We start from the raw sequence: 3,068 nt of genomic DNA on the forward strand, positions 1-3,068 counted from the left end.
CCAGTCGACAAACACACGTAAGTCCTGGGCGCACCCCGCCCCCCCCTCACCTCAACCCCCACCTCGGTCTCGCCCCCCCGTCCCCCCCGGGCCCCCCCCCGTCCCAGGACGGGACGGGCCCGGCGGGTGGATCACTCGCCCTCGTCGGCGCCCTCGTCGGCGCCGGCGTTCGGGTCGGGCTCGGCCACCGCGACCCGGGCGGGCCGCAGGACCCGCTCCCCGATCCGGTAGCCGGGCTGCAGGACGTCCACGACGCTCGTCTCGGTCACGTCCGCCGAGTACGAGTGCATGAGCGCCTCGTGCACGGTCGGGTCGAACGGCTCGGCCTTCTCGCCGAACTTCTCGAGCCCGAGCTTGCCGGTGACCGCCTCCAGGCTCTCCGCGACGGACTTGAACCCGCCGGTGAGCTCGTCGTGGTCCCGGGCGCGGCCGATGTCGTCCAGCACCGGGAGCAGCTCGGACAGGACCTGCCCGAGGGCCTGCTCGCGGACCGCGACCCGGTCCCGCTCGACCCGCTTGCGGTAGTTGTCGTACTCGGCCTTGAGCCGCTGGAGGTCGGCCAGCCGCTCGTTCAGCTGCGTCTTCAGCGAGGAGACCTCCTCATCGGATTCCCCGGTGCCCCCGTTGGCCGGGGCCTCCGGGGCCGGCTCCTCCGCCGGCTCCCGGAGCTTCCCCGTCTTCGGGTCGATGCGCCGCTTGTCGCGGATCACCGGGCCCTCCTGGTCCTCGCCCTCGCGGGGGGAGGAAGTCACGAGGCCTCACCCTTCGGCTTGTCGTCGTCCACGATCTCGGCGTCGACGACCTCGTCGTCCTGCGCGCCCTGGGCGTCGGCCGTCGGGCCGGCGTCCTCGGCGCCCGGCTGGGCGCCCTCGGGGTTCTGCGCGTACATCGCCGCGCCCATCTTCTGGGAGACCTGCGCGAGCTTCTCGGCGCTGCCCTTGATCGCGTCGACGTCGGTGCCCTCCAGGGCCTTCTTCACCTCGGCGATCGCGTCGTTGACCTCGGTCTTCAGCTCCGCGGGGACCTTCTCGTCGTTCTCCCGCAGGAACTTCTCCGTCGAGTACGCGAGGGTGTCGGCCTGGTTGCGGACCTCGGCCTCCTCCTTGCGCTTGCGGTCCTCCTCGGCGTAGTTCTCGGCGTCGCGCATCATCTTCTCGATGTCCTCCTTGGGCAGCGCGCTGCCGCCCGTGATGACCATCGACTGCTCGCGACCCGTGCCCTGGTCCTTCGCGCTGACGTTGACGATGCCGTTGGCGTCGATGTCGAAGGTGACCTCGATCTGCGGGACGCCCCGCGGCGCCGGCGGCAGGCCGGTCAGCTGGAAGGTGCCGAGCTTCTTGTTGTACGCGGCGATCTCGCGCTCGCCCTGGTAGACCTGGATCTCCACGGACGGCTGGTTGTCGTCGGCGGTGGTGAACGTCTCCGACCGCTTGGTCGGGATCGTGGTGTTCCGCTCGATGATCTTGGTGAAGATGCCGCCCTTGGTCTCGATGCCGAGGCTCAGCGGGGTCACGTCCAGCAGCAGGACGTCCTTGACCTCGCCCTTCAGCACGCCGGCCTGGAGGCTGGCGCCGATCGCGACGACCTCGTCCGGGTTGACGCCCTTGTTCGGCTCCTTGCCGCCGGTCAGCTCCTTGACCAGCTCGGACACCGCGGGCATCCGGGTGGAGCCGCCGACCAGGACGACCTGGTCGATGTCGCCCACCGTGATGCCGGCGTCCTTGAGCACCGAGTTGAACGGCGCCTTGGTCCGGTCGAGCAGGTCGGAGGTCATCCGCTGGAACTCGGCCCGGGTGAGCTTCTCGTCCAGGTGCAGCGGGCCCTCGGAGGAGGCGGTGATGTAGGGCAGGTTGATCTGCGTCTCGGACGAGCCGGACAGCTCGATCTTCGCCTTCTCCGCGGCCTCGCGGAGCCGCTGCAGCGCCATCTTGTCCTTGGACAGGTCGACGCCGTTGGCGTTCTTGAACTTCTCCACCAGCCAGTCGACGACCTTGTTGTCCCAGTCGTCGCCGCCGAGGTGGTTGTCACCGCTGGTGGCCTTGACCTCGACGACCCCGTCGCCGACCTCCAGCAGGGACACGTCGAACGTGCCGCCGCCGAGGTCGAACACCAGGATGGTGGCCTCGTTCTCCTTCTCCAGGTGGTACGCCAGCGCGGCCGAGGTCGGCTCGTTGATGATGCGCAGGACGTTCAGGCCCGCGATCTGGCCGGCCTCCTTGGTGGCCTGGCGCTGGTGGTCGGAGAAGTAGGCGGGGACGGTGATGACCGCGTCGGTGACCGTCTCGCCCAGGTAGGACTCGGCGTCCCTCTTCAGCTTCTGCAGCACGAACGCGCTGATCTGCTGCGGGGTGAAGTCCTTGTCGTCGATCTTGGTCTTCCAGTCGGTGCCCATCTCGCGCTTGACCGACCGGATCGTCCGGTCGACGTTGGTCACCGCCTGGCGCTTGGCGACCTCGCCGACCAGGACCTCTCCGTTCTTGGCGAAGGCGACGACGGACGGCGTGGTCCGCGACCCCTCCGCGTTGGCGATGACGGTGGGCTCGCCGCCCTCCAGGATCGCGACGACCGAGTTGGTCGTCCCGAGGTCGATGCCGACCGCACGTGCCATGTCTCTCGTCCTCCGTCGTTTCCGGTGTTATCGCGCCCCGGTCGCCCCCGGGGTGCGGCCGGTCGATGTCTGTCTGTCCGCAAGAGTGCCCGGCCCCCGGCTCGTTGTCAAATGACTTGAGTCGGGCGGACTCAACTTTGCTGACGCTCTCTAGAACAGGACGTGTGAGCCACCTATTCCAGTTCCCGGCCCGGTGTAAGAAAACGGGATCCATCGGGACTACTCCCGCGAAGACGATCACGCCCTCCGGGTGATCACTTAGGGCCGCCCACCCCGGGCGGCCCTGCGCAGAGGAGTCTCGATGATGTACGGACGCCGGAGCCGGGCCCCGCTCGGCCTCCTGCTCGGCACGCTGCTCGCGGCGGGGACGGCGGCGGTCCTGCCCTCGCCCGCCGCCCACGCCTCGCCCCCCGGCGCCCCGCCCTCGGGGGGGGCGCCCTCGGGCGGGCTCGCGCCGGGC

At 69.9% G+C, this 3,068-nt stretch carries 2 protein-coding genes; both read right to left on the reverse strand.

Annotation, left to right across the window (positions count from 1 at the left end; genetic code table 11):
* Positions 1–131: 131 nt before the first annotated feature.
* Entirely contained in the window at positions 132–752 is a 621-nt protein-coding gene (gene grpE / locus ABZ914_RS49390; protein WP_190850729.1) for a nucleotide exchange factor GrpE, read from the reverse strand.
* The gene (gene dnaK, locus ABZ914_RS49395) at positions 749–2,608 is read right to left on the reverse strand and encodes a molecular chaperone DnaK (RefSeq protein ID WP_190850726.1); all 1,860 of its coding nucleotides are present in this window, start codon (positions 2,606–2,608) and stop codon (positions 749–751) included. The genes grpE and dnaK overlap by 4 nt, the downstream gene beginning before the upstream one ends.
* Positions 2,609–3,068: the final 460 nt, after the last annotated feature.

It is taken from the genome of Spirillospora sp. NPDC046719 (genome assembly GCF_040645715.1).
Lineage (GTDB): Bacteria > Actinomycetota > Actinomycetes > Streptosporangiales > Streptosporangiaceae > Spirillospora.

Coding starts and splice junctions, on each gene's coding strand:
- dnaK (WP_190850726.1), bottom strand. CDS start 2,608: ATGGCACGTGCGGTCGGCATCGACCTCGGGACGACCAACTCGGTCGTC.